This is a genomic window from Streptomyces sp. NBC_00358, from assembly GCF_036099295.1.
Lineage (GTDB): Bacteria > Actinomycetota > Actinomycetes > Streptomycetales > Streptomycetaceae > Streptomyces.
The window spans coordinates 3,955,020-3,979,813 of the sequence record NZ_CP107976.1; the positions used below are offsets into that span (position 1 = coordinate 3,955,020).

The window sequence follows — 24,794 nt, forward strand, 5'->3', positions numbered from 1 at the left end:
GCGCGCGCGTGAGGCCGCGTTCACGTATACGGGTGACTACTTGTTGCGGCTGTAGTTCGGCGCCTCGACCGTCATCTGGATGTCGTGCGGGTGGCTCTCCTTGAGACCCGCCGAGGTGATCCGGACGAACCGGCCGCGGTCCTGGAGCTCGGGAACGGTACGGCCGCCGACGTAGAACATCGACTGCCGCAGACCGCCGACAAGCTGGTGGACGACCGCGGACAGCGGGCCCCGGTAGGGGACCTGGCCCTCGATGCCCTCGGGGACGAGCTTCTCGTCGGAGGCGACGCCCTCCTGGAAGTAGCGGTCCTTGGAGAAGGAGCGCTGCTCGCCACGGGACTGCATGGCGCCCAGGGAGCCCATGCCGCGGTACGACTTGAACTGCTTGCCGTTGATGAAGAGCAGCTCGCCCGGGGACTCCTCGCAGCCCGCGAGCAGCGAACCGAGCATCACCGTGTCGGCGCCCGCGACCAGGGCCTTCGCGATGTCGCCCGAGTACTGGAGGCCACCGTCGCCGATGACCGGGACGCCGGCCGCCTTGGCGGCGAGCGACGCCTCGTAGATGGCCGTGACCTGGGGGACGCCGATGCCGGCGACGACCCGGGTGGTGCAGATGGAACCGGGGCCGACACCGACCTTGATGCCGTCGACGCCCGCGTCGATGAGCGCCTGCGCGCCGTCACGGGTGGCGATGTTGCCGCCGATGACGTCGACGCCCGCGGAGTTCGACTTGATCTTGGCGACCATGTCGCCCACCAGGCGGGAGTGGCCGTGCGCGGTGTCGACGACGATGAAGTCGACGCCCGCCTCGATCAGCGCCTGGGCGCGCTCGAAGGCGTCGCCCGCGACGCCGACGGCCGCGCCGACCAGCAGACGCCCCTCGGCGTCCTTCGCGGCCATCGGGTACTTCTCGGCCTTGACGAAGTCCTTGACCGTGATGAGGCCCTTGAGGACGCCCGCGTCGTCGACCAGCGGCAGCTTCTCGATCTTGTGACGGCGCAGCAGCTGCATCGCGTCGTGGCCCGAGATGCCGACCTTGCCGGTGACCAGCGGCATCGGCGTCATGACCTCGCGCACCTGGCGCGAACGGTCCGTCTCGAAGGCCATGTCGCGGTTGGTGACGATGCCGAGCAGCTTGCCGCCGCCGTCGGTGACCGGCACACCGGAGATGCGGAACTTGGCGCAGATCGCGTCGGCCTCGCCGAGCGTGGCGTCCGGGTGCACGGTGATCGGGTCGGTCACCATGCCGGACTCGGAGCGCTTCACCAGGTCGACCTGGTTGGCCTGGTCCTCGATGGACAGGTTGCGGTGCAGAACACCGACGCCGCCCTGGCGGGCCATCGCGATCGCCATGCGCGACTCGGTGACCTTGTCCATGGCGGCGGACAGCAGCGGGATGTTGACCCGGACGTTCTTCGAGATGTGCGAGGCGGTGTCGATCTGGTCGGGCGCCATGTCCGACGAGCCCGGCAGCAGCAGCACATCGTCGTAGGTCAGCCCGAGTGTCGCGAACTTGGCGGGCACTCCGTCGACGTTGGCAGTCATGACACCTTCCCCAAATGGCCTTGATCGGTGCGGATGTCCATGCTAACGGGAAGCATGGCTCTCTCATTCCACGGTTGAGGGTGGGCTTCGGCTTCGTATGTTCGTACGGGATGAAGGTCGTCCCCGTTCAGAGCCGTGCCCGGAGAAGGTGCCGGGGCCCCGTCGGGGCCGCCCGGCCTGCACGGGTCCTCACCGGCCGGCACCCCGCCCCCGCGCCGGAGGGGGAGGCGCCGTCCGTTCACGGCAAGCGCTTGCCGTGCCACCGGGGTCCGCCACCTTTTGCTTGCAATTTGCTGAGGGGAAGGGATTCGGTGCCGCGGGGCGAAGGGCCTACTGCTCGGCCAGCGCCCGGAGCCGGCTCAGCGCACGGTGCTGGGCCACCCGGACGGCCCCTGGTGACATACCCAGCATCTGGCCCGTCTCCTCGGCCGTGAGGCCCACCGCGATGCGCAGGAGGAGCAGCTCGCGCTGGTTCTCGGGGAGGTTGGCCAGGAGCTTCTTCGCCCATTCGGCGTCACTGCTGAGGAGCGCGCGCTCCTCGGGGCCGAGGGAGTCGTCCGGGCGCTCCGGCATCTCGTCGGACGGAACAGCCGTGGACCCCGGATGGCGCATCGCGGCACGCTGGAGGTCGGCGACCTTGTGCGCGGCGATCGCGAAGACAAACGCCTCGAAGGGGCGCCCGGTGTCCTTGTAGCGCGGCAGCGCGAGGAGCACCGCGACACAGACCTCCTGCGCCAGGTCCTCCACGAAGTGCCGCGCGTCCCCCGGAAGCCGGGACAGACGGGCGCGGCAGTAACGCAGCGCGAGCGGGTGTACGTGGGCGAGCAGGTCGTGTGTGGCCTGCTCGTCGCCGTCGACCGCGCGATGGACGAGCGCACCGATCCCCGTCGTCTCGTCTTCACGCATCGGTCCATGGTGCCTTGACGTCGTCTTGTCCGTGGCACCGCGTCCGTAGTTGTGCACCGAAGCGTTATGAGCAGGTGCGCCGGAACTCATATCCTGCGCCCTCCCCTTCCGCTCGACCGACTTGTCCCCAAGGAACTCCACACCTCAAGGATGCGGCATCCGCCGGGAAACGGGGATCGGACACCGAAGAGGCTCTCTTCGAGGGCCCGGCCCCACCCGCCGTCCGGCGGGCAGGGACTACTACCGTCATACCCTCGGGACGGCTCACCTAGCGGACCAGGCCCCACCGGAATCCGAGCGCGACCGCGTGCGCCCGGTCCGAGGCACCGAGCTTCTTGAAGAGCCGCCGGGCGTGGGTCTTGACCGTGTCCTCGGAGAGAAAGAGCTCACGGCCGATCTCCGCGTTCGAGCGGCCGTGACTCATGCCTTCGAGTACCTGGATCTCACGCGCGGTGAGGGTGGGCGCGGCGCCCATCTCCGCCGAACGCAGTCTGCGCGGCGCGAGCCGCCAGGTCGGGTCGGCGAGCGCCTGGGTCACGGTGGCGCGGAGCTCCGCCCGTGAGGCGTCCTTGTGCAGATAGCCGCGGGCGCCGGCGGCGACGGCGAGAGCCACACCGTCCAGATCCTCGGCCACGGTGAGCATGATGATGCGCGCACCGGGGTCCGCGGACAGCAGCCGCCGGACCGTCTCCACGCCGCCCAATCCGGGCATACGTACGTCCATCAGAATCAAATCCGAACGGTCGGCACCCCAGCGGCGGAGGACTTCCTCGCCGTTGGCCGCCGTCGTCACACGCTCGACACCGGGCACGGTCGCGACCGCACGGCGGAGCGCCTCTCGGGCAAGCGGGGAGTCGTCGCAGACGAGGACGGATGTCATGACCGTCCTCCGCAGCTGATGCGCGTCACCTTGAGCCTCCAGGCTGTTACGAATCGTCACCTGTGCGGTCGACACTCGCAGGCGGATATGACCGCCTACCCGAGCGCTTGTTCCTTCAACCGCCTCAGCCATCTCAACGATGGTCACTCGAAAGAGTTACGGGGCAGTCGGCCGTCATCGGCACTGTACGTGAGGGCACGGACACGGTGCAGACATGCGCGCCGACCCTCAACGTTTCATCACAACCCATGCCCCATTTAGCCTGTTTTCTTCCCATTTGCTGGTGTCTGAGGCTAGATTCGCAATGAGTCATATTTTCATCTCCTTAGATCGTAGATGTACGGTCGGTGGGCACAGAGCAGCCCAGAACGGCAACAAGGGGACACGCAATGGCAGATTTCTCCCGCCTTCCCGGTCCGAACGCGGACCTCTGGGACTGGCAGCTCCTCGCGGCCTGCCGAGGGGTCGACAGCTCGCTCTTCTTCCACCCGGAGGGCGAGCGTGGTGCGGCACGGAGCGCTCGTGAGAACTCGGCCAAAGAGGTCTGCATGAGATGCCCGGTGCGCGCGGAGTGCGCGGCACACGCGCTGGCGGTGCGCGAACCGTACGGCGTGTGGGGCGGACTGACCGAGGACGAACGCGAAGAACTCATGGGCCGGGCCCGCAACCGACTGGTCTCGGCGTCGGCCACCGGAAACGCCGCCGCTTCGAACAACTGAAGGAACGTTTCTGCTTCGAAGCGGGAACGGGCAGGTGCGAACGGGCAGGCGCGTCCGGAGGATTGTGGATGACGTACGCGGCCGAAACCGTGGGTCCCTGAGGGCCTCCGCGAAGGCCGCCAGTGGGCCGCCGACGGGCCGCTAGCGGGCCGCCGCCGTCGCCAGCCGGTCCAGCGTCGCGGCCACGGCCGGCACCCCGGCGAGATCCGGGAGGGTGAGGGCGACGATCTCGCGGCGCACCGCGGGCTCCACCGTCACGGTGCGCGCCCCCTTCGGGCGTACGGACTCGATGGCGAGCTCCGGGAGGACGGCGACGCCGAGTCCCGCGCCCACGAGCCCGACCACCGCCGGATAGTCGTCCGTGGCGAAGTCGATGCGCGGCTCGAAGCCGGCGCCGCGGCAGACCTCGACGAGCTGGCCGCGGCAGCGCGGGCAGCCGGCGATCCACGACTCGTCGGCGAACTCGCCGATGGCCACGGACTCCGCCCGCGCGAGCGGGTGCCGCTCGGGCACCAGGCCGACCAGACGGTCCATCAGCAGGGGTCGCACGACGAGGTCGTCCCACTCCTCGACGCCTGGAGCACCCTCGTAGCGGAACGCCAGCGCGATCTCGCAGTCACCCGCCCGCAGCTTCTCCACGGACTCGGGCGGTTCGGCCTCCTCCAGGGAGACGCGGGTGCCGGGGTGGGCGGCGCGCAGCGCGGCGAGGGCCGTGGGAACGAGGGTGGAGCTGCCGCTGGGGAAGGACACCAGGCGGACGCGGCCCGCGCGCAGACCGGCGATCGCGGCGACCTCCTCCTCGGCGGCCGTGAGGCCGGCCAGGATGCTCGCCGCGTGCTTGACCAGGGCCTCACCCGCCTGGGTGAGGCGCATCTCGCGGCCCGTCCGGATGAGCAGAGGGGTACCCACCGACGTCTCCAGCGCCTTCATCTGCTGGCTGACGGCGGGCTGGGTGCAGCCCAGCTCGCGGCCCGCCGCCGAGAAGGATCCGGTGGTGGCGACAGCGCGCAGGACACGGAGATGACGAGCCTCGATCACCGTTCGAGCATAAGCGCATCTTGGATGTGGCGGCGAATATCGCGTCGACGCTTTGGGCTGTATCGCCTAGCTTGGTGCCATGAAGCTCCTGTCGCTGAACCTGGGCCGCGCGCGGGCCGTCGACTACACGGACCAGCCGGAGGGCGTGACCGGCATCGACAAGCGACCGGTCGACGGGCCGGTCCGGGTGACGGCGCCGGGCCCCAAGGGGATCGGCGGCAGCGGACTCGCCGGCGACGCGGTGTGTCATCTGCGGCATCACGGCGGTGACGACCAGGCCGTGTACGCGGTCGCGCGCGAGGACCTCGACGGCTGGGAGCGCGAGCTCGGCCGGACGCTGCCGAACGGCGTGTTCGGCGAGAACCTCACGACGCTGGGGCTCGACGTGTCCGGCGCGCTGATCGGCGAACGCTGGCTCATAGGTTCCGAAGTCGTCCTGGAGGTCGCCTCCGGACGCATCCCCTGCCGCACCTTCCAGGAGCACCTGGGCGAGAAGGGCTGGGTCAAGCGGTTCACGGGACGGGGTGCGCCCGGCGCGTATCTACGGGTGATCGCACCCGGCGAGATCCGCTCCGGGGACCCGATCGAGATCGTGCACCGGCCCGGCCACGATGTCACCGTCGCCGTCCAGTTCCGCGCCTCGACGACCGAACGGGAGCTGCTGCCAAGGCTGTTGGCGGCGGGCGACGCGCTGCATCCGGAGGCACTGGAGTCGGCGCGGGAGTATGTGGCCAAGTTCGGCGGACAACCGCGGCCCCGGCCGCATCCCCCAGGAGTGTGATGCCCGTCGGGAGCCGGGGCCGCCGGGGTGTCCGTGTCCGTCGACAGTCGGGCCGCCGGGGATTCCGCGCCCGTCGGCAGTCGGGCCGCCGGGGTGTCCGTGCCCGTCGGGAGCCGGGGCCCGGAGAACGCGTCGAGTGCGGTCGGGCGTTGGGCGGTACCGGGCGGCGGCGGCCCCGGCCTGTCACTAACCTTCAGCCATGACAACGGCTCTGATTACGGGATCGACCGCGGGGATCGGTGCCGCGTTCGCGCGGCGGCTGGCGGCGGACGGGCACAACCTCGTGCTGGTGGCGCGGGACACGAAGCGGCTGCGGGAACAGGCGACCGAGCTGCACGACCGGCACGGCATCGAGGCGGAGGTGCTCACCGCGGACCTGGCGACCGACGAGGGCATCGAAACGGTGGCCGCCCGCCTCTCCGACCGCAAGAACCCGGTCGACCTGCTGGTCAACAACGCCGGCTTCGGTAACAAGGGCCGCTACCTGGACGTATCCATGGCGGACGAGCTGAAGATGCTCAAGGTGCACTGCGAGGCGGTTCTCCGGCTGACGTCGGCGGCGACCGAGGCGATGCGGGAGCGCGGACGGGGCGGTGTCGTCAACGTCGCGTCGGTGGCGGCGTTCGTGCCGCGGGGTACGTACGGGGCGTCGAAGGCCTGGGTCGTGCAGTTCACGCAGGGCGCGGCGAAGGATCTCGCGGGCAGCGGCGTACGACTGATGGCACTCGCTCCCGGTTTCGTGCGGACCGAGTTCCACGAGCGGGCCGGCATGGGCACGGACAACATCCCGAACTGGATGTGGCTCGACGCCGACAAGCTGGTCGCGGCCGCCCTCGCCGATCTGGCGCGCGGAAGAACCCTGTCGGTCCCCGATCCGCGCTACAAGGTGCTGATGGGCGTGGTGAAGGTGACGCCGCGCGCGCTGCTGGGCGGGATCTCGTCGAAGACCGGTCGGAAGTACGGACCTCAGTAACCTCAGCAGACCCAGAACCCCCGGTGAAGCGGGCCCGGCAGGACGGATCGAGTGGGCCGCGGGGGATCGGGGCGGGCGCTCGCGATGATCGTGCGGTGGGTGGTGCCGCCCCTCCGGTGGGAGAATTGGGGCAATTCGACCGGAGCGAGAGCCGGAGGCGGCGCCATGACTTTCGTACAGCTGATTGACGGCAGGACCAGTCGGTTCGACGAGATGAACCAACTGATGGACACCTGGGTCGAGAAGACCAACGGCAAACGGACCGCGACGCGCGGCGTCATCGGCAAGGACCGCTCCGACGCGAACCACTTCGTGGAGATCGTGGAGTTCCCGTCGTACGAGGAGGCGATGAAGAACTCGGCGATGCCGGAGACCGAGAAGATCTTCCAGGAGATGGTGGCGCTCTGCGACGAGATGCCGACGTTCACGGACCTGGACGTGGTGCGCGACGACCGGCTCTGAGCCTTGGGCATCCGCCGGTTCCGCGGGATCGTCGCGGGATCGCCGTGGACCGATGGCCGCACGGCCGGTGGCCCCGATGATCAGGTCTCGGCCGCGCTGAAGAGCTGATCCCCCGCGTTGCACGGATCCACCAAGAGCGAAGCCTCCGATCCCGGACACCGGGAGCGGGGGCTTCTCCCGACGGTCGGCTCATGTCCCTGGCGACGGCAACCACCGCGGGCCAGAACGCCCCCGCGTCGACCAAGGAACCGGAGAACGGCCGCGAACGGCACGGGTGTTAGCTTCTTCCCCGTGGCGGGACACCAGGACGAGACCAGGGCGGCCTACGACGGGGTCGTCGAGCTCTATGCGTCGATGTTCACCGATCGAATGGAGACGCACCCGTTCTCCCGGAACATGATCGGCACATTCGCCGAGCTGGTGCGCGGGACGGGGAACCCGCGGGCAGCCGACGTCGGGTGCGGGCCCGGACATCTGACGGCCATGTTGCACGAACTGGGGCTGGACGCCTTCGGGTTCGACCTCTCCCCCGGCATGGTCGACCACGCCCGGCGGGCCCATCCGGCGCTGCGTTTCGATGAGGTGCCGATGCAGGCCCTGCCGGTCGAGGACGGCGCGCTCGGCGGCGTGCTGGCCCACTACTCGATGATCCATACCCCGCCTGGGGAATTGCCCGCGCTGCTCGCCGAGCAGGTTCGTGTTCTGACACCAGGGGGCCTGCTCCTGGTGTCGTTCTTCGCGACCGACGGACCGGAGCCGGTCCGGTTCGACCACAAGGTGACGCCCGCCTATAGCTGGCCGGTCGACCTGTTCGCAGAGTTGCTGGCCGGGGCCGGGCTTGTCACGTTCGCCCGGCTGCTCCACGACCCGGCCTCCGAGCGAGGCTTCCTCGATGCCCATCTGCTGGCCCGTCGCCCCTGAGGACGCCAGCACGCGACGTGCACACCTTCCGCGTGCGCCTTCCGCGTGCAATTTCCCATCGACGTCGCGCACTTGGACCGCCGGTCGCCGGTCGCCGAGGTTACGAACCCTCCGTGAACGCGGTGGCGTGGTCGGCGGCCCACTGGCGAAACGTTCGCGGCGGCGTCCCGAGGATGTCGGCCACCGCGGTGGTGATGTACGCGGGCTGTCCGACTGCCGCGCTCCATGCGGCGAGCAGCATGTCGACGACCGGGCTGGGGGCCGTGCCCTCCGACAGGCTCCGGAAGTCGTCCGGCGTCATCTCCTCGAATGCGATCCGGCGCTCCAGGGCGTCACCGATGACGCCCACCTGTGCGGCCTGGGTCAGCGATTCGGGGCCCGTAAGGACGTAGTCGCCTCCGACGTATCCGTCGAGACAGAGCGTCCGCGCCGCTACGGCCGCGACGTCGCGGTCGTCGACCGGTGCCGTCTCGGCGGCGCCGTAAGGCCATCGGACGACCTCGCCGGCCCGGATCGCGGGCGCCCACCAGGCCAGCGAGTTCGACGCGAACATCCCCGGCCGGATGATCGTCGACTCGAGTCCGGTGGCCGCGATGAGCCGCTCGATGTCGGCGTGCAGCACCGCCATGGGATTGGGCTGCTGGAAGAAGGGGTGCGGCGTCCGGTGCGGGGAGGAGAGGAAGACGACCCGCCGTACGTGGGCCGCGAGCCGCTCGACGACTGCCGCGGCGGTCCGGGGCGGAGCGGTCCAGACGAGGAAGACCGCACCGGCACCCTTCAATGCCGGGTCGAGCGACTCGGGCACGGTGAGGTCGCCGGCGAAGACCTCGACCTTCGCCGGCAGCGTCTCAGCCGCCTCGGCGCGATGGGTGAGAGCGCGGACCGGCACGCCCGCGTCGAGGAGTCGGTCGATGACGAAGCGGCCGACCCGGCCCGATGCCCCGGTCACGAGCACGGGAGGAATGTCTGTCCTATTCACGTCACCCATAAAAGCGTTACTCGGTTAAAAAAGCAACTCGGTCACGAATGCCACGGGTGGCCCGCACGCACACAGGGGAGGTCCCCCCATCCGGTGGGACGGAGATCGTCGTTGACCTGCCGGCTGAGCGGGAACAGCCTGGCTCGGGCCTCGCCGGCGGCGATGGCCATGGACTCGTCCTCCCCGCGTGACCCGGCAACGTTCCTGACGTCGACGACGCGTCGGCGTGTCGGCGCGTCCGCCGGACAGCACTTCGCCCCGCCGTGGGAACGGCGGGGCGAAGCAACGCGGCCCGATTCAGCGCGGTGTCCCTGTCCAGGGACTCAGTGCCGGCTCCGGCCCACCGGTCTCCCGGTGTGCGTCAGTGGGAGTGGCCGTGGCCGCCGTGACCGGCGTCGGCCTCTTCCTCGGCCGGCTTCTCGACGACCAGGGTCTCGGTCGTGAGGAGCAGGGAGGCGATGGAGGCGGCGTTCTCCAGGGCGGAGCGGGTGACCTTGACCGGGTCGATGACGCCGGCCTTGACCAGGTCGCCGTACTCGCCGGTGGCGGCGTTGAAGCCCTGGCCCTTGTCGAGCTCGGCGACCTTGGCGGTGATGACGTAACCCTCCAGGCCGGAGTTCTCGGCGATCCAGCGCAGCGGCTCGACGGCGGCCTTGCGGACGACCGCGACACCCGTGGCCTCGTCGCCGGTCTTGCCGAGGTTGCCCTCGAGGACCTTCACGGCGTGGACGAGCGCGGAGCCACCACCGGAGACGATGCCCTCCTCGACCGCGGCGCGGGTCGCGGAGATGGCGTCCTCCAGACGGTGCTTCTTCTCCTTGAGCTCCACCTCGGTGGCGGCGCCGACCTTGATCACGCACACGCCGCCGGCCAGCTTCGCGAGGCGCTCCTGGAGCTTCTCGCGGTCCCAGTCGGAGTCGGTGTTCTCGATCTCGGCCTTGATCTGGTTGACGCGGCCGTGGACCTCGTCGCTGCTGCCGGCACCGTCGACGATCGTGGTGTCGTCCTTGGTGACGGTCACGCGGCGGGCGCTGCCGAGCACGTCCAGGCCGACCTGGTCGAGCTTGAGGCCGACCTCCTCGGCGATGACCTGACCACCGGTGAGGGTGGCGATGTCGCCGAGCATGGCCTTGCGGCGGTCACCGAAGCCGGGGGCCTTCACGGCGACGGCGTTGAACGTGCCGCGGATCTTGTTCACGACCAGGGTCGACAGGGCTTCGCCCTCGACGTCCTCGGCGATGATCAGCAGCGGCTTCGACGCGTTCGACTGGATGACCTTCTCCAGCAGCGGCAGCAGGTCCTGGATGGAGCTGATCTTGCCCTGGTGGATGAGGATGTACGGGTCGTCGAGGACGGCCTCCATACGCTCCTGGTCGGACACCATGTACGGGGACAGGTAGCCCTTGTCGAAGGCCATGCCCTCGGTGAAGTCCAGCTCCAGACCGAAGGTGTTGGACTCCTCGACGGTGATGACACCGTCCTTGCCGACCTTGTCCATCGCCTCGGCGATGAGCTCGCCGACCTGGCTGTCCTGCGCGGAGAGCCCGGCCACGGCGGCGATGTCGGACTTGTCGTCGATCGGGCGGGCCGTCGCGAGGAGCTCCTCGGAGACGGCCTTGACCGCGGCGTCGATGCCCTTCTTCAGGAGGGCGGGCGACGCGCCGGCGGCGACGTTGCGCAGGCCCTCGCGGACGAGCGCCTGGGCCAGCACGGTGGCGGTGGTCGTACCGTCACCCGCGATGTCGTTGGTCTTGGTCGCCACCTCCTTCACGAGCTGCGCGCCGAGGTTCTCGAACGGGTCGTCGAGCTCGACCTCGCGGGCGATGGTGACACCGTCGTTGGTGATGGTGGGGGCGCCGAACTTCTTGTCGATGACGACGTTGCGGCCCTTGGGGCCGATCGTCACCTTCACCGTGTCGGCAAGCTTGTTGACGCCGCGCTCGAGGGCGCGACGGGCGTCCTCGTCGAACTTCAGGATCTTCGCCATGGGAGCGGTTCAGCCCTCTCGGAAAACTTGGGAGAAACGAACGGCGCCCCCAGCGCCCGGTTCATCAAAGGTAGCGGGGGCCAGGGGCGCAGTTCACTGCAATGCTTGGTGCGGGGTTGTCCGGGGAATGACCCCGAACGCCCTTACCGGGTGAATTACTTCTCGATGATCGCGAGCACGTCGCGAGCCGAGAGGACGAGGTACTCCTCGCCGTTGTACTTCACCTCGGTGCCGCCGTACTTGCTGTAGAGCACGACGTCGCCGACGGTGACGTCGAGCGGAAGACGGTTACCGTCCTCGAAGCGCCCCGGACCCACGGCAAGGACGACGCCCTCCTGGGGCTTCTCCTTGGCGGTGTCCGGGATGACCAGGCCAGAGGCCGTGGTCTGCTCGGCGTCGAGCGGCTGGACCACAATGCGGTCCTCGAGCGGCTTGATGGCAACCTTGGAGCTGGTGGTCGTCACGATCCGACCTCCCCCTTCGGAGATCTCACGGGGTTAACTGTCTGAGGTGGCGACCAGGTGGATCCGTCGTCGCGGGTGCCGGATCTGCCTGTCGCTATTGGCACTCTCCAGGGGGGAGTGCCAGACCTGAGACTATGACTGCGATTAGCACTCGGTCAAGCGGAGTGCCAAAGGCGTCGGCGTGGCGCGGCCCGAACGGCCCCTGGAGATCCTTGAAGATCCCCGTGGATCGCTGTCGATCGCTGTAGATCGCTGTACATCCCTAGAGGTAGTTCTCCAGCCGTGCCGGAGTGAAGCCCTCGGACTGGATCCGCCGCAGCAGCCGGAGCGTGGCGTTCGTGAGGTCGGGTCGGCCGAAGCCGACGAGGATGTCTCCCGGCCGCAGCGGGTGGGCGTCCGCCGCCCGGCCGAGGACGAGCGCGGCGACCCCGCAGTCGGCGGCGGCGCGCAGGGTGGTCTCGTCGTACCGGCCGTAGGGGGGCCGCAGCAGCCGGGGCCGGATGCCGAAGCGCCGTCTGAGCTTGTCCTGTTGTCCGCAGATCTCGGCGTGCTGGCCGGCGTAGGGCAGCCCGCGCAGCGAGGCGTGGTCGAGGGTGTGGTTCTGGACGCTCGCGCCGACCGCGCGCAGCCGGGCGAAGTGCCCGTACCCCGGACCGGCGACCGTGTCCGTGAGGAACATGCTGACCGGGAGCCGTAGTTCGCGGACCATGTCGACGAACCGCGGATCGCGCTCCACCTCGTCGTCGTACGTAAGGAAGACCACCTTGTCGCGGGTGCGCACCTGGTCGACGACGATCGGCAGTCCCGGACCCGCGGTGCGCGCGGCGGTCCGGGCGGGCGCCTTCGGCGCCGGGGCGAGCGGGCTGGCCAGACCCCAGCGGCGGTACGCGGATTCCCGCGGGTGCACCCGCTGGGCCGCCTTCTTGCCGAGCCGCTCGATGGGGTCGACGGACTGCGCGCAGCCGCTGAGCAGCACCGCCACGAGCAGCCCGGCGACCGGCACCCGCACCCTCACAGGTAGTCCTCCAGGCGCGCGACCGCGTACCCCTTGGCCGTGACCGTCCTGAGGAAGCGGCGGACCATGTCGGCCATGGTGCCGTTCCACTCCTTGCGGCCCTGGAAGTGGGTGAGGACGATGTCGCCGGGATGCAGGTCCTGGTCCTCCTCGCGGTATTCCCAGTGGTCGACGAAGACCTCCTCGTCCCAGATGGGCGCGTACCTGATGCCGCAGGACTTCGCGGCGCGCAGGGTGTCCTGGTCGTAGTTGCCGTACGGCGGCCGGAAGACGGTCGGGCGCCTGCCGAACTGCTTCTCCATCACGTCCTGCATGCCGCAGATCTCGTGCCTCTGCCGCTCGTAGGAGAGTGCGGGCAGGTAGGGGTGGTGCAGGGTGTGGTTGTCGAGGGTGATGCCGCGGTCGCGCATCCTCCGGAAGTACCCGTAGTCGTCCTTGACGAGGAAGTCGCTGAGGAAGGCGGTGTACGGGATCTTCAGGTCGCTCATCATCCGCAGGAACGCGGGGTCCTTCTCTGAGCCGTCGTCGACCGTGAGGAAGACGACCTTGTCCTTGGTGGGGACGGTCGTGAAGACCGGCGGCAGCCCCAGTTCCTTCTGGTCGTCGACCTCGAACCCCTTGCGTGCCTCGATGACCGGCTTCCTGGCGGGCGGCGCCGGGGGTGTCAGCGGCACCTCGGCCAGCCCCCAGCGCCTGGCGACGGCGGCGCGCCGGGCCTGTGCGAGGCGGAGCCGGGAGGCGTACCCGGCGAGGGCGCGGGCGGGGGGTGCCTGGAGTCCGGCCTGCGGGCCGTGGGCCGGCTTGGCCGCGTCGGAGCCGGGGCCGGAGGCGGAGCCGGTCTCGGCACAGCCGGAGACGAGAAGGGCGAGGGCGAGCACGCCGACTCCCCAGCGCGCACCGGCCCCGTTTGCGCCGTTTTTATCATTTTGTCGTACGGGTCGCATGGGCCCGGATCCTCCCAGGTCACCGCCCTCGCGAGGGCCCCGACACCGCCGCCGGAAGCACACCGTCCACCGACTGGCCCACAATGGCCGGGTGAACGACGTCTCCTTCGCCCCCCTCCTCACCGCCGAGGGCCGCGCCCTGCTCGACGAGGTCCGCGCCACCGAACCGGCACAGGAACTGGCCGTCGCCACCCGGCTGCGCCGCGAGCACCCCGCCGAACTGGTCTCGGCGGCCCTCGGACAGGCACGGCTGCGGCAACGCGCGGTGGCGAAGTTCGGCGCCGAGGACGCCGGACGCATGTTCTTCACCCCGAACGGGGTCGAGCAGTCCACCCGGACGAGCGTGGCGGAGCACCGCGCCGAGCGGCTGCGCGCGCTGGGGGTCCGCTCCGTCGCCGACCTCTGCTGCGGCATCGGCGGCGACGCCATCGCGCTGGCCCGCGCCGGAATCCGCGTCCTCGCCGTCGACCGCGATCCGCTGACGGTCGCCGCCGCCCGCGCGAACGCCGACGCGCTCGGGCTCACGGACCTCATCGAGGTGCGCGAGACGGATGTGACGCAGGTGGACACCTCGTCGTACGACGCGGTCTTCGTGGACCCGGCACGCCGGGGCGGCCGGGGCCGGATCTTCGACCCGGAGGCGTACTCGCCGCCGCTGTCCTGGGCCGTCGGCGCGGCCCTGAAGGCTCCGGTCGCCGCCCTGAAGATCGCCCCCGGCATCCCGCACGAGGCGATCCCCGCCGAGGCCGAGGCCGAGTGGATCTCGGACGGCGGGGACGTGAAGGAAGCGGTGCTGTGGTTCGGCACGGAACCGGGCCTGGTGCGCGCCACCCTCCTGCCGGGCCCGCGTGAGCTGCGCGGACGCGGGCTGCCCGATCCGGCGGTCAGGGCGGTCGGACGCTATCTGTACGAACCGGACGGCGCCGTCATCCGCGCGCACCTGGTCGCCGAGGTGGCCGAGGACCTGGACGGCGGGCTGGTCGACGAGACGATCGCGTATGTCACGGCGGACGAACTGCGCCCGACACCGTTCGCCTCCGCCTACGAGATCACCGATCAACTCCACTTCAACGTAAAGAAGTTGAAGGCGCTGCTGCGGGAGCGGGAAGTCGGCGTGCTGACCGTCAAGAAGCGCGGGTCGGCCGTCGAGCCGGAGGAACTGCGGCGCAAGGTGAAACCGCAGGGCCCCCGGTCCGCGACGGTGTTCCTGACCCGGGTGGCGGGGGCCCCGACCATGCTGGTGGGGGCCCCCGCCCAGCCGCCCACCGCCGCCGGCGGCGGGTGCTGAGCAACCCGGTGGTCTACTGCTGGTGACGGGTGCTGAGCGCGCCCAGGTCCGGCCCGTCCAGAGGCCGCGCCGCCGTGCCGGGGTGCGCCACAGGGGCGCCCGCGACCGATCCCGCCGATCCGGTCGAGGAGAACGAAGTCGCCGTCGGCATCAGGCCGTTGTAGTACGGCGTGTACGTCCACTGGCTGCTGCTCGCGCTGACCGCCGCGCCCGCGGAGTTCAGCGCCGTCGTCGACACCGAGCCGGTGCCGCCGAAGACCGCCACACCGTTGATGTTGGCGGCGCCCTGGACCAGGTAGGACTTGGTCTCGGAGGAGAGGGTGGCGACATCCGTCCACAGCATCGGGCCGAAGACGTTCATCGCGGCCGCGGCCGAGGTGCCACCGCGCCAACTGTCGGTGGAGGCCAGGGCCACGCTGCCCGGACCGCCCCACCAGAACCGCGCGAGGAGAGCCGCGTTGCCCGCGTTGGTGCTCGCCACGATCGGGTAGTACGTGTACGACGACGGCCAGTGCGAGAACGACGTGTGCGTCAGCGCGTACTTCGCCGAGCCGCCGACCGGGATCATGTAGGTGTCGCGCGGGTCCAGGCTGTTGAGGTACGCCTTCACGGACGAGGTCAGCGTGTTGCCGTCGTTCAGCACGACGACCGTCTTGCCGCTCGTCCCGTTCGCACCCGCGGCCGACGCGGCGGCGAGCGCCGAGTGGTAGTCGGTGCCGGTCGCGATGAAGACGTAGTCAGGCGCGCTGGTGATGGACTTCGCGACGGCGACCGAGGTCGAGTAGCGCGAGGTGCCGGCCAGCCGCTTCGGGGTGAAGCCGAGCGCGGTGATCTTCGTCGAGAGGGCGCTGCCGAGGATCGACGTACCGCCGACGAGGTAGACCGGGGCGCCGGGCTTGAGGACCCGCTTCAGCTCCGCCTGCACGGACGAGGAGACCGAGGTCGCGGACGTCAGCAGGACCGGCCCGTGCTTCTTGCCCGCGAGGGCGGGGGCGGTCAACGCGTACGACTGGCTGTCCTGGGAGACCAGCACGGCGGACGAGGCGTTCATCAGGCCCGGCTCGCTCTTGCCGACCGTGTTCCAGGTCCAGCGGGACGCGGCGATGTTGCTGGCGTTGACGTCGGCGCCCCAGACCCGGGAGACGGTGTTCTTGCGCAGCGGCTGCCAGGCGGGCGAATAGCCGCCCCAGGGGAAGGGCTGGCCCTCCGTCACCGCGTCCGCGGTGATCGTCAGGACGACGTTGCTCTCCTGACGGCCGCCGCTGGTGGGCCGGTTGAAGTGCACGACGAGCCGGTTGCTCGCAGGCGCCCAGGAGGGGGTGTCGTAGTCCCCGGCGTCATTGGTCAGACGCCGCTCGCCGGTGCCGTCGGTGTTGATCGAGAAGAGCTGGCGGTGACCGTCGACGGTGCGGACGAACGCGACCTTGGTGCCGTCGGGCGAGACGGCGGGCGAGCCGCCCGCGGCGAGCGTGGTCTCCGTCTTGGTGGTGGCGTTGTAGAGCACGACCGACGGCGTGGTGGTGGTGCACCCGGTTCCGTTGCGCTGGAAGACCAGGAACTTTCCGGTCGCGTCCCCGCTCGGCACGCGGTCGCAGCCGCCGGCGGCCAGCAGCCGGACCGGGGTGCCGCCGCCGGCCAGGACGGCGTACAGCTTCTTGGACGCGGAGTAGACGATCTCGCGGCCGTAGGCCCAGTACGTGGGGTGGGACGCCATGGCGCCGTCCTCGATCCCGTCGTAGACCGTCGTCTTGGTGCCGCCCGTGACACTGATGGTCTGCACGACACCGGCCGACTCGAAGACCACCCGGCTGCCGTCGGGTGACCAGGCGGGCGACTGGTCGTCGGAGCCGTTCGAGACACGCTTCTCGTCGTTGCCGTCGACGTCCACCGACATGATGCCGTCGCCGGACACGGCGATCCTGCCGTCGGCGGCCGGCCACCCGGTGACGTCGGCCGACGCCCCCGGTGCCAGGGCTGTCGCGGTGCCGGCGGCCAGGGCCGTCGCCGCGGTGAGCGCCACGAGTCTGTGGCGCGCGAAGATCTTCAAGGGTGTACCCCCCAGGGTAGGTGCGATGGCTGCCGGACCACGCCTCTCGGGGGCCTACGGGTGAACGGAGAGCGTTCTTCCCGTGTACGGCAGCGGCGCCACTGTAAGCCCTTGCTGATCACGTTGGGAACGGGGTTGCCGAACGGGAATCTCACGAACCCCGCAGCTCACGGGCCCGTGCCAGCAGCAGCTCCCGCTCCCGCTCGTTGCGCGCCAGCGAGGCCGCCCGCTCGAACTCGGCCCGCGCCTGCGCCGTACGTCCCAGCCGGGCGAGCAGGTCACCCCGCACGCTCGGCAGCAAGTGGTAGTCGCGCAGCGCGGGTTCACCGGCGAGGGCGTCCACGATCTCCAGGGCGGGACCGGGTCCGTCGGCCATGGAGACGGCCACGGCACGGTTCAGCTCGACGACCGGAGACGGGGTGCGGGCCGCCAGCAGGCCGTACAGGGTGGCGATCCGCCGCCAGTCCGTGTCCTCGTAGGCGTAGGCCTGCGCGTGGCAGGCGGCGATGGCGGCCTGGAGGGCGTACGGCCCCGGGCTGCCGGCGGCGACGGCGTTGGCGCGGCCCAGCGCGGTGAAGCCCCGGCGGATCAGCATGCGATTCCAGCGGCGGCGGTTCTGGTCCTTCAGGAGGACCGGTTCTCCCCCGGGCCCGGTGCGGGCGGACGCCCGGGACTCCTGGAGTTCCAGCAGGGCGGCGAGCCCGTGCACCTCGGGCTCCTTGGGCATCAGCTCGGCGAGCACCCGGGCCAGCCGGAGCGCGTCCTCGCACAGCGCCGGACGGAGCAGGTCGTCGCCCGCCGTGGCCGCGTACCCCTCGTTGAAGACGAGGTAGATGACCTCCAGGACGGACCCGAGCCGGGCCTCGCGGTCAGGACCGTACGGCACCTCGAAGGCGACCCCCTTCGTCGCCAGCGTCCGCTTGGCCCGCACGATGCGCTGGGCGATCGTCGGCTCCGGGACGAGGAAGGCGCGGGCGATCTCGGACGTCGTCAGGCCGCCGAGGAGCCGCAGCGTGAGCGCGATGCGGGCCTCGGCGGACAGGACGGGATGGCAGGCGGTGAAGACCAGGCGCAGCAGGTCGTCGTCGATGTCGTCCGGGTCGGAGGGTTCGTCGATGTGGTGCGGAGCCGACAGCGAGAGGTCCCGCCCGACCTCCTCCAGCTTGCGCGCGTAGCGCTCCCGGCGGCGTACGAGGTCGATCGCCCGGTGCTTGGCGGTGGCCGTCAGCCAGGCGCCCGGGTTGTCCGGCACGCCGTCCCGCGGCCACTGCTCCAGCGCCGCGACCAGGGCGTCCTGGGCCAGTTCCTCGGCGATGCCGACGTCCAGGACGATCCGGGCGACGCGCGCGATGACGCGGGGCGACTCGATACGGAAGATGGTCTCGACGGCCGTGTCGACGCCGCCGGCGGGGGTTCGGCCGGGCTGCTGTTCCACAGCTCACCATCAGACACCCGCGGCGGCGTCAGACCAAGGAGACCGCTCAGGCCGGAAAGAACGCTGGGTCCGACAAGACCGCTCAGCTCCCGGCGATCTCCCGCACCTCGCAGGTGACCGTCCAGAACTCCTCGTGCGTCTTCAGGAACCGCTTGGTCCACTCCACGGCCTCGGCCATGTCCTTGCACTGCATGATCGCGTAGCCGCCGACGACCTCCTTGGACTCGGTGAAGGGCCCGTCGGTGACGGACAGCTGCCCGCCCGACCAGTGGACGCGCTTGCCCTGCGCGGTGGGCGTCAGGCCGTCGGTCTCCAGCATGACGCCCGCCTTGGTGATCTCCTCGATGAGCTCGCCCATCCGCTGCATCAGCTCGGGGCTGGGACCATCGGCGGGCGCGGTGCTCTCGTCGATCTGGACCAGCGAAAGATAGCGGGGCATGGTGACTCCTCGTGTCTTCGGTGCCTCGGAGGCGGGGCTTCTCCCTGCCTCTCACCCGTGCGTCGAACGGGAGACACCTGCTTCGACACGGTCCCCGGATTTCTTTCATTTCCTTCCCCGGCGGGTCCAGACGGATCAATCGAGGGAATAGGGAATCGGGGATTCGGGTCAGTCGGCGAAGTCCTTGAGCTTCTGTGTGTCCAGCGTGAACCCGACCGGATCCGGCAGCTCGATCACCGCTCCGAACGCCCGGGTGGTGAGCGAGCGGTAGACGCCGCCCTCGGGGTCGCAGTGCACGGTCACGCTGCCCGCGTCCCGGTCGACTAGGAGGTAGACGGGGATGCCGGCGCCCGCGTATCCGTCGGGCTTCTCGATCCGGTCACGCCGGTCGGTGTCCCGGTCGCGCGAGGTGACCTCGACGACCATCAGGACACCCGAGGGCTCGGACCACTCGCCCTTTCCGGCGAAGTACTCCTCGGGCGCCAGCGCTCCGTCCGGCCGGGCCCGCCCATTGCGGTACGCCTGGACTTGGAGACCTTGTTCCGGGAAGAGGAAGAGGTCGGGGCGGTACTGCATGCACCGCTTGAGGAGCCAGGCAACGATCTGAGCGTGATTGCCGTCCGGCATGGGCTTGACCCCGATCTTTCCGTTCAGGAATTCCAGCCGCGCCGACTCGGGCGCGTGACGAGCGAGCTCCTCGAACTCCTCGACGAGCATCTGGGGCTGGTCGGACGTGCTGGGGGTCATAGCGTCGCCTCCTCCCCTCCATCCTGCCCCGGTCACGGGCGGACCGTGCTGCAAGGTCGTCATGTGCCTGCTCCCTTCTCGGTTTCCTCCGTGCGGGTCCCGGTACGGAGAGCGGCGCGCAGCCGTCCGACATGGGCGCGCACCTCATGCGCCGCGAGAGCGGGCCGCCCGCCCCGGCACACCCCGCACAACCCGCCCCGCAGCTCGACACCGTCCCCGCCGGGCTCCCCGCACGCCGTGCAGACCACCTCGTAGCGGAGCGCCGGTGGCTGCGGCTCGGGTCGCGGCGGCAGCTTGGCGAGCAGCCGGGCTCGTACGAAGGCGTAGGCGTGCGCCACACGCTCCGGGAGCCCCGACGTCAGCGCCTGGACGAGCTGCGGCTCCCCCGCGCCCCGCGCGAACCACTCGGCGGCCTCCCCCTCCAGTGCCGCGCACTCCCCCGCCGACAGCGTCAGGCGGGCGTCGATCCGGCCGAGCCGTGCCAGCACGCCGTACGCCGTCGAGCGCGCCGCCCGCGCCGGGGGCCGCTCGGTCACGGGCGTCTCCCCGGCGAGGAAGGCGTTCCACCAGGCGTCGTCGTGCGCGGTGCGCGAGAAGAAGGTGTGCCAGACCCAGCGGGGGCAGCCGTCGACGGTGACGGGGCGGCGCACCCTGCGCAAATGGCCCGCCGCGGAAAGGTTGTTGAGGGCGGTGGAGAGGGCGCACTGGCCGTACGGGAGGTGCTTGGCGAGGGTCTTGATGGAGAGGTCCGACTCGTCGGCGAGCCGGTCGATGTACGTCGCGATCGATGCCTCGCGAGTGGGCAGATGTACGAAGTCCCGACCCGTACGTGGGGTTTGGCCGGGCGCCGACCGTTTTCCGTACCCCGGATTGGCGAGGGGATGGGCGGACGGGCGCGGGGCAGCACTAAGCTGGCTTACAGCCATGGATCGAGCCTCATTCGGTCTTCGTGGCCAGACCCCCGCGTGGTGCGCCTAACACCCGTGGGGGTCGATGCTTTCGCGGCGCACGCTACACGTCCGCCACACTCCGCCGCGACCCGATCACGAAAAGTCATATCCCCTGGCCCGGACGGCACTTCGGCCGTCGGTAAGGGAGGGTGGGTGGGTTGAGCCTCCCACCCATTCCATACAAAAGAGGCTCGAATCCCGGGCCCCGAAGCTCAAGTCCCGCGGACCGTCGCCCAGTGGTTTCCACCGCGTCCGGGCGTCACTTCAGCGAGGCCCACAGATCGCTCGCCTCCGGCTCGTTCGCGATCACCCTGTTGTGGTCCGAGGGAGCCGCCACCACCGGCATCATCACCGTCTTCACCTCGTCCGAGGAGAGGGACTTGAGACTCTGACCGAGTTTCATCAGCTCGCCGAGCGAGTCGAGGCCGGTGTCCGTCGTCAGGCTGCCGGTCACCGCGTTCGCGACGTCGTAGAGCTTGGCCGGGTCGGTGAGCAGGCCCGCCGATGAGATCTGCGTCAACAGCGCCTTGACGAGCTTCTGTTGGAGACCTATGCGGCCCAGGTCGCTGCCGTCGCCTATGCCGTGCCGGGTGCGGGCGAGTGCCAGCGCCCGGGTGCCGCCCAGGTGGTGCGTGCCCGCCTTCAGGTGCAGATGGCTCTTGCTGTCGTCGATGTTCTCGTCCGTGGTGACCGTGACACCGCCGAGGGCGTCCACCAGTTTCGCGAAGCCGGAGAAGTCGATCTCGATGTAGTGGTCCATGCGGACGTCGGTCATGGACTCGACCGTCTTCACCGCGCAGACCGGGCCGCCGATCGAATAGGCGCTGTTGAACATCGCGTTGTACGCCACCGCCGTCGTCCCCCCGGAGGAGGTGGGGCAGGCCGGCCGGGTCACCAGGGTGTCCCGGGGGATGCTCACCACGGTCGCCCGGGTGCGCCCCGCGTCGATGTGCACGACCATCGCCGTGTCGGAACGGGCACCCGAACTGTCGCCGCCGCCGAGCTTCGCGTTCGCCTTGCCGCTGCGCGAGTCGGAGCCGAGGACCAGGATGTTCAGGGCACCGCTGGGAAGCGGGGAGGGGGAGGCCGAGGCGGACGCCGGGGCCGAGGGCGTCACCACCGCCTTCGCCGGGCGGTCGTCGCCGAGCGCGCTGTTGATGTCGACGCTCTTGATGTTCTGGTTCAGATGCCAGTAGGCCCAGCCCGCCGTGCCGACGCCCAGTACCAGTGCTCCCGCCAGGGTGAGGCCGACGGCCTTCAGTACCCGCGACCGCCGGCCCACCGGACCGACCCCGACCCCGACCCCGTCCCCGACCCCGATGTCCTTGTGTCCCGTCACAGGGAGGAACGTAAGTCCGAATTATTAGGAGACTGTTAGGGAAAGAGGCGCGAAACGAATTTCTTCGGAAACTCTCACGCTTCTCAGACCGGCCTCAGCCCCGCTTCGGCCCGACACCGGCTGGCCTCGGCCCGAGCTCAGCCCAACGTCACCGTGGGCACCGGATTGCTCCCGCTCCAGGAGGCGTTGAACCCGAACGTCACCGAACCGCCGTCCGGGACGGTCCCGTTGTAGGAGGCGTTGGCGCAGGACACCGCCGTGCCGGTCTGGGTGCAGGTCGCGTTCCAGGCCTGGGTGATCTGCTGGCCCGCGCCGTACGTCCAGTTCACCTTCCACAACGCCAGCGCGGCCCCCGAGCACTCGATGCGCACCTGTCCCGTGAAGCCCGTGTTCCACTGGCTCTGGACGCTGTAGGTCACCGTGCACGCGCCGGTGGGCGGTGGCGTCGAGGTTCCGCCGCCGAGCGAGGCCGCGATGGCGTTGTACGCGGGTTTGGGCACGTAGTTCTCGTCGTACGGTGTCGCCGCGCCGTAGCCCGAGAAGACGTCCGGGATCCAGGAGTCGGAGTCGGTGAAGCCCCAGACGGTCACCCCGTAGCAGCGGGTCACCGCGACACAGGCGTCGAAGACCGCCTTGTAGTCGGCGGCCTGCTGCGCCAGTTTGGTGCTGTCGGACGGGAGTTGCATCCGGATGTCCAGCTCCGTGATCGCGACGTCGACACCGAGGTCGGCGAAGCGCTGGATGTTCTGCTGGAGGGTGCCGGGGACCTGGCCGACGATGAGGTGGGCCTGGAGGCCGACGCCGTCGATCGGGACACCGCGCGCCTTCAGGGACTTGACCAGGTTGTAGAGGGCGGTGCTCTTCGCGTTGACGCCCTCGACGTTGTAGTCGTTGATGTAGAGCTTGGCGTTCGGGTCGGCGGCGTGCACCCAGGTCAGTGCCTGGGCGATGTAGTCGGCGCCGAGGCCGTTGTACCAGAGGGTCGAACGGTAGGTGCCGTCCTCGTTGAAGGGCTCGTTGACCACGTCCCAGGCGGCCAGCTTCCCCTTGTAGCGGGTGACTTCGGTGGTGATGTGGTCCTGGAGCAGGCCGCTCAGCTCGGCGGTCGTCCAGGTGCCGTTCGTCAGCCAGCTCGGGTTCTGGCTGTGCCAGACCAGGGTGTGACCGCGCACCTGCTGGTTGTGGGCCTGCGCGAACGCGACGATCTGGTCGGCCTCGGACCAGTTGAAGGTGCCCCGGGTGGGCTCTACGGTGCCCCATTTCATGGCGTTGCCCGGCGTCAGCGAGTTGAACTGGGACCCGGCGATGTCGCCGTAGGTCCCGGTCAGCTTGGAGCCGGTGACCGCGGTGCCGATGACCTTGCCCTTGGCTGCCGCGAGGTCGCGCAGCGGGGCGTCGGCGGCGTGTGCCGTCGTACCGGCCGCGAGCAGGGCGCCCACCGTCACGACTCCCGCGAACAGGGCGGCGACGCGGCGGGATAAGGGACGGGTCGAGGAGCGGGTTCGGGAGGTTCTCATTGCGGGTGCCTCCGAAAGTTTCGGCTGTACAACCGATTGACTTCGGAGGAGTGTGGAGGCGGATGCCTCACCCGTCAATACGGGCCCCCGGCCAACTTCGGACCGATCCGGTCTCACGCCACACCCCCGTCCCACGCCCCCGGCCGGGGCCGAAAGGCCGAACGGCCACCGCGAAGCACCCGCGGCCGGCAGCCCACGGAAGGGGCCGTGCCGGTACATCACATGCCCGCAGGCCGGACGGATCAGAGCCGACCCGCACCTCGCGACGCCGCCGGGATCCGTTCGGATGCGGGCGGATGTACCGGCAGGGCCCCGACCCACCCACCGGACCCGGACCCGGACCCGGCGGCGCCGGTGCAGCGCGATCGCGACCGCCGGGACACCCGGTCTCACGCCGGAGGCGCCCCCGTGCTGCTGCGCACGACCAGGCTCGTCGCCAGTTCCATCCTCGTCCCGGCCGACGGCCTCTCCTGGCGGCTCAGGTCGAGCACCAGCTTCGCCGCCGCCTCGGCCATCTCGGTCAGCGGCTGCCGTACGGTCGTCAGCGGCGGCCCCACCCACCGCGCCACCGGCAGATCGTCGAAGCCGACGACGCTCAGGTCCTCGGGAATGCGCAGCCCCAGCTCGCGGGCCGCCTCGTAGAGACCTAGCGCCTGGAGGTCGTTGCCGGCGAAGACGGCCGTGGGCCGGTCGGGGCGGCGCAGCAGCTCCAGGCCGATGCGGTAGCCGGCCTCGTGGTGGAAGTCCCCGGCGAGGATCAGCGAGGGGTCGACGGGCAGTCCGGCCGTCTCCAGCGCCGCCCGGTAGCCGTCGACCCGCGCGCGGCTGCACATCATCCGGGACGGCCCGCTGATGGCGCCGATCCGGGTGTGGCCGAGTTCGACGAGGTGACGGGTGGCGGCGAGGCCGCCCTGCCAGTTGGTGGCGCCGATGGAGGGCACGTCGACGCCCGGGTCGCCCGCCGGGTCCATCACCACGAAGGGGATGGATCTGCTGGTCAGCAGGGCGCGCTGGGAGTCGTCGAGGCCCGAGAGGACGAGGACCACGCCGTGCGGGCGGCGGGCGGCGACCTGGTCGGCCCAGGTCCGGCCGGGGGTGAGCCGCCCGGCGGACTCGGAGAGCACCACGCTGAGGCCGGCGTCCCGGGCGACGTTCTCCACGCCCCGGATGACCTCCATGGCCCAGGCGCTCTCCAGTTCGTGGAAGACCAGGTCGATCAGCGGCGAGCGGGAAGCCTCGGCCCGCCGGCGGCGGTAGCCGTACGCGTGCAGCAGCTCCTCGACGCGGGACCGGGTCGCGGGGGCGACGTCGGCGCGGCCGTTGAGGACCTTCGAAACAGTCGGAGCCGATACACCGGCCTCCCGGGCGATCTCGGCCAGCGTCGCCGTCTGTGCTTCTGCGGACTTCCCAGGCTTCAT

General features: G+C 70.3%; 22 protein-coding genes and 1 pseudogene. 6 read left to right on the forward strand and 17 right to left on the reverse strand.

All coding sequences use genetic code 11. From position 1 onward, the window contains the following. Window positions 1-36: 36 nt before the first annotated feature. The 3 genes from guaB to OHT01_RS16465 all read right to left on the reverse strand — a co-directional run bounded on the left by guaB (window position 37) and on the right by OHT01_RS16465 (window position 3,331). Window positions 37-1,545, reverse strand: coding sequence for an IMP dehydrogenase (gene guaB, locus OHT01_RS16455; protein WP_328553916.1), 1,509 nt, complete (start codon window positions 1,543-1,545; stop codon window positions 37-39). Window positions 1,546-1,875: 330 nt separating this feature from the next. Beyond that, on the reverse strand, window positions 1,876-2,451 hold the full coding sequence (locus OHT01_RS16460; RefSeq protein ID WP_328553917.1) for a sigma-70 family RNA polymerase sigma factor: 576 nt from the start codon (window positions 2,449-2,451) through the stop codon (window positions 1,876-1,878). 268 nt (window positions 2,452-2,719) lie between these two features. Then, on the reverse strand, window positions 2,720-3,331 hold the full coding sequence (locus OHT01_RS16465) for a response regulator transcription factor (protein WP_003948568.1): 612 nt from the start codon (window positions 3,329-3,331) through the stop codon (window positions 2,720-2,722). Window positions 3,332-3,720: 389 nt separating this feature from the next. Between OHT01_RS16465 and OHT01_RS16470 the strand changes: the two genes are divergently transcribed. Further along, window positions 3,721-4,050, forward strand: a complete 330-nt coding sequence (locus OHT01_RS16470; RefSeq protein ID WP_261705375.1) for a WhiB family transcriptional regulator — start codon at window positions 3,721-3,723, stop codon at window positions 4,048-4,050. A gap of 141 nt (window positions 4,051-4,191) precedes the next feature. On the opposite strand, the gene OHT01_RS16475 is transcribed toward OHT01_RS16470, so the two are convergent. Continuing rightward, a complete protein-coding gene (locus OHT01_RS16475; protein WP_328553918.1) occupies window positions 4,192-5,088 on the reverse strand; it encodes a LysR family transcriptional regulator in 897 nt (298 codons plus the stop codon). 79 nt (window positions 5,089-5,167) lie between these two features. Here OHT01_RS16475 and OHT01_RS16480 point away from each other — a divergent pair, with 79 nt between their 5' ends. The 4 genes and pseudogenes from OHT01_RS16480 to OHT01_RS16495 all read left to right on the forward strand — a co-directional run bounded on the left by OHT01_RS16480 (window position 5,168) and on the right by OHT01_RS16495 (window position 8,225). After that, window positions 5,168-5,869 (forward strand): MOSC domain-containing protein, encoded by a 702-nt coding sequence (locus tag OHT01_RS16480; protein ID WP_328553919.1) that lies wholly within the window; start codon window positions 5,168-5,170, stop codon window positions 5,867-5,869. A gap of 199 nt (window positions 5,870-6,068) precedes the next feature. Continuing rightward, window positions 6,069-6,842, forward strand: a complete 774-nt coding sequence (locus OHT01_RS16485; protein ID WP_328553920.1) for an SDR family NAD(P)-dependent oxidoreductase — start codon at window positions 6,069-6,071, stop codon at window positions 6,840-6,842. 165 nt (window positions 6,843-7,007) lie between these two features. Next, window positions 7,008-7,301, forward strand: a pseudogene (locus OHT01_RS16490) (ester cyclase); the annotation flags it as partial. 294 nt (window positions 7,302-7,595) lie between these two features. Next, window positions 7,596-8,225 (forward strand): class I SAM-dependent methyltransferase, encoded by a 630-nt coding sequence (locus tag OHT01_RS16495; protein WP_328553921.1) that lies wholly within the window; start codon window positions 7,596-7,598, stop codon window positions 8,223-8,225. A 100-nt stretch (window positions 8,226-8,325) separates the two neighbouring features. Here OHT01_RS16495 and OHT01_RS16500 read toward each other — a convergent pair whose 3' ends face one another. From OHT01_RS16500 to OHT01_RS16520, 5 genes are all read right to left on the reverse strand, one after another. After that, window positions 8,326-9,180, reverse strand: coding sequence for an SDR family oxidoreductase (locus OHT01_RS16500; RefSeq protein WP_328553922.1), 855 nt, complete (start codon window positions 9,178-9,180; stop codon window positions 8,326-8,328). A 385-nt stretch (window positions 9,181-9,565) separates the two neighbouring features. Continuing rightward, the gene (groL, locus tag OHT01_RS16505) at window positions 9,566-11,191 is read right to left on the reverse strand and encodes a chaperonin GroEL (protein WP_328553923.1); all 1,626 of its coding nucleotides are present in this window, start codon (window positions 11,189-11,191) and stop codon (window positions 9,566-9,568) included. 155 nt (window positions 11,192-11,346) lie between these two features. Then, window positions 11,347-11,655 (reverse strand): co-chaperone GroES, encoded by a 309-nt coding sequence (gene groES, locus OHT01_RS16510; protein WP_261705370.1) that lies wholly within the window; start codon window positions 11,653-11,655, stop codon window positions 11,347-11,349. A gap of 262 nt (window positions 11,656-11,917) precedes the next feature. Beyond that, on the reverse strand, window positions 11,918-12,670 hold the full coding sequence (locus OHT01_RS16515) for a polysaccharide deacetylase family protein (protein ID WP_328553924.1): 753 nt from the start codon (window positions 12,668-12,670) through the stop codon (window positions 11,918-11,920). Further along, on the reverse strand, window positions 12,667-13,614 hold the full coding sequence (locus tag OHT01_RS16520; RefSeq protein ID WP_328553925.1) for a polysaccharide deacetylase family protein: 948 nt from the start codon (window positions 13,612-13,614) through the stop codon (window positions 12,667-12,669). Before OHT01_RS16520 ends, OHT01_RS16515 begins: the two co-directional genes overlap by 4 nt. 91 nt (window positions 13,615-13,705) lie before the next feature. On the opposite strand from OHT01_RS16520, the gene OHT01_RS16525 reads away from it, so the two are divergent. Then, window positions 13,706-14,902, forward strand: coding sequence for a class I SAM-dependent methyltransferase (locus OHT01_RS16525; protein ID WP_328553926.1), 1,197 nt, complete (start codon window positions 13,706-13,708; stop codon window positions 14,900-14,902). A gap of 13 nt (window positions 14,903-14,915) precedes the next feature. Here OHT01_RS16525 and OHT01_RS16530 read toward each other — a convergent pair whose 3' ends face one another. From OHT01_RS16530 to OHT01_RS16565, 8 genes are all read right to left on the reverse strand, one after another. Next, window positions 14,916-16,949, reverse strand: a complete 2,034-nt coding sequence (locus OHT01_RS16530) for a cell wall-binding repeat-containing protein (protein ID WP_328553927.1) — start codon at window positions 16,947-16,949, stop codon at window positions 14,916-14,918. A 151-nt stretch (window positions 16,950-17,100) separates the two neighbouring features. Continuing rightward, window positions 17,101-18,384 (reverse strand): RNA polymerase sigma factor, encoded by a 1,284-nt coding sequence (locus OHT01_RS16535; RefSeq protein ID WP_328553928.1) that lies wholly within the window; start codon window positions 18,382-18,384, stop codon window positions 17,101-17,103. A gap of 82 nt (window positions 18,385-18,466) precedes the next feature. Further along, window positions 18,467-18,823, reverse strand: a complete 357-nt coding sequence (locus OHT01_RS16540; RefSeq protein WP_328553929.1) for a YciI family protein — start codon at window positions 18,821-18,823, stop codon at window positions 18,467-18,469. Between the two features lie 168 nt (window positions 18,824-18,991). Then, on the reverse strand, window positions 18,992-19,570 hold the full coding sequence (locus tag OHT01_RS16545) for a Uma2 family endonuclease (protein WP_328553930.1): 579 nt from the start codon (window positions 19,568-19,570) through the stop codon (window positions 18,992-18,994). Window positions 19,571-19,629: 59 nt separating this feature from the next. After that, on the reverse strand, window positions 19,630-20,496 hold the full coding sequence (locus tag OHT01_RS16550; RefSeq protein ID WP_328553931.1) for a hypothetical protein: 867 nt from the start codon (window positions 20,494-20,496) through the stop codon (window positions 19,630-19,632). A gap of 283 nt (window positions 20,497-20,779) precedes the next feature. Beyond that, on the reverse strand, window positions 20,780-21,841 hold the full coding sequence (locus tag OHT01_RS16555) for an LCP family protein (protein ID WP_443043530.1): 1,062 nt from the start codon (window positions 21,839-21,841) through the stop codon (window positions 20,780-20,782). Window positions 21,842-21,996: 155 nt separating this feature from the next. After that, window positions 21,997-23,376: an endo-1,4-beta-xylanase gene (locus OHT01_RS16560; protein WP_328553932.1), complete on the reverse strand. Its 1,380-nt coding sequence runs from the start codon at window positions 23,374-23,376 to the stop codon at window positions 21,997-21,999. Window positions 23,377-23,765: 389 nt separating this feature from the next. Further along, entirely contained in the window at window positions 23,766-24,794 is a 1,029-nt protein-coding gene (locus OHT01_RS16565) for a LacI family DNA-binding transcriptional regulator (RefSeq protein ID WP_328553933.1), read from the reverse strand.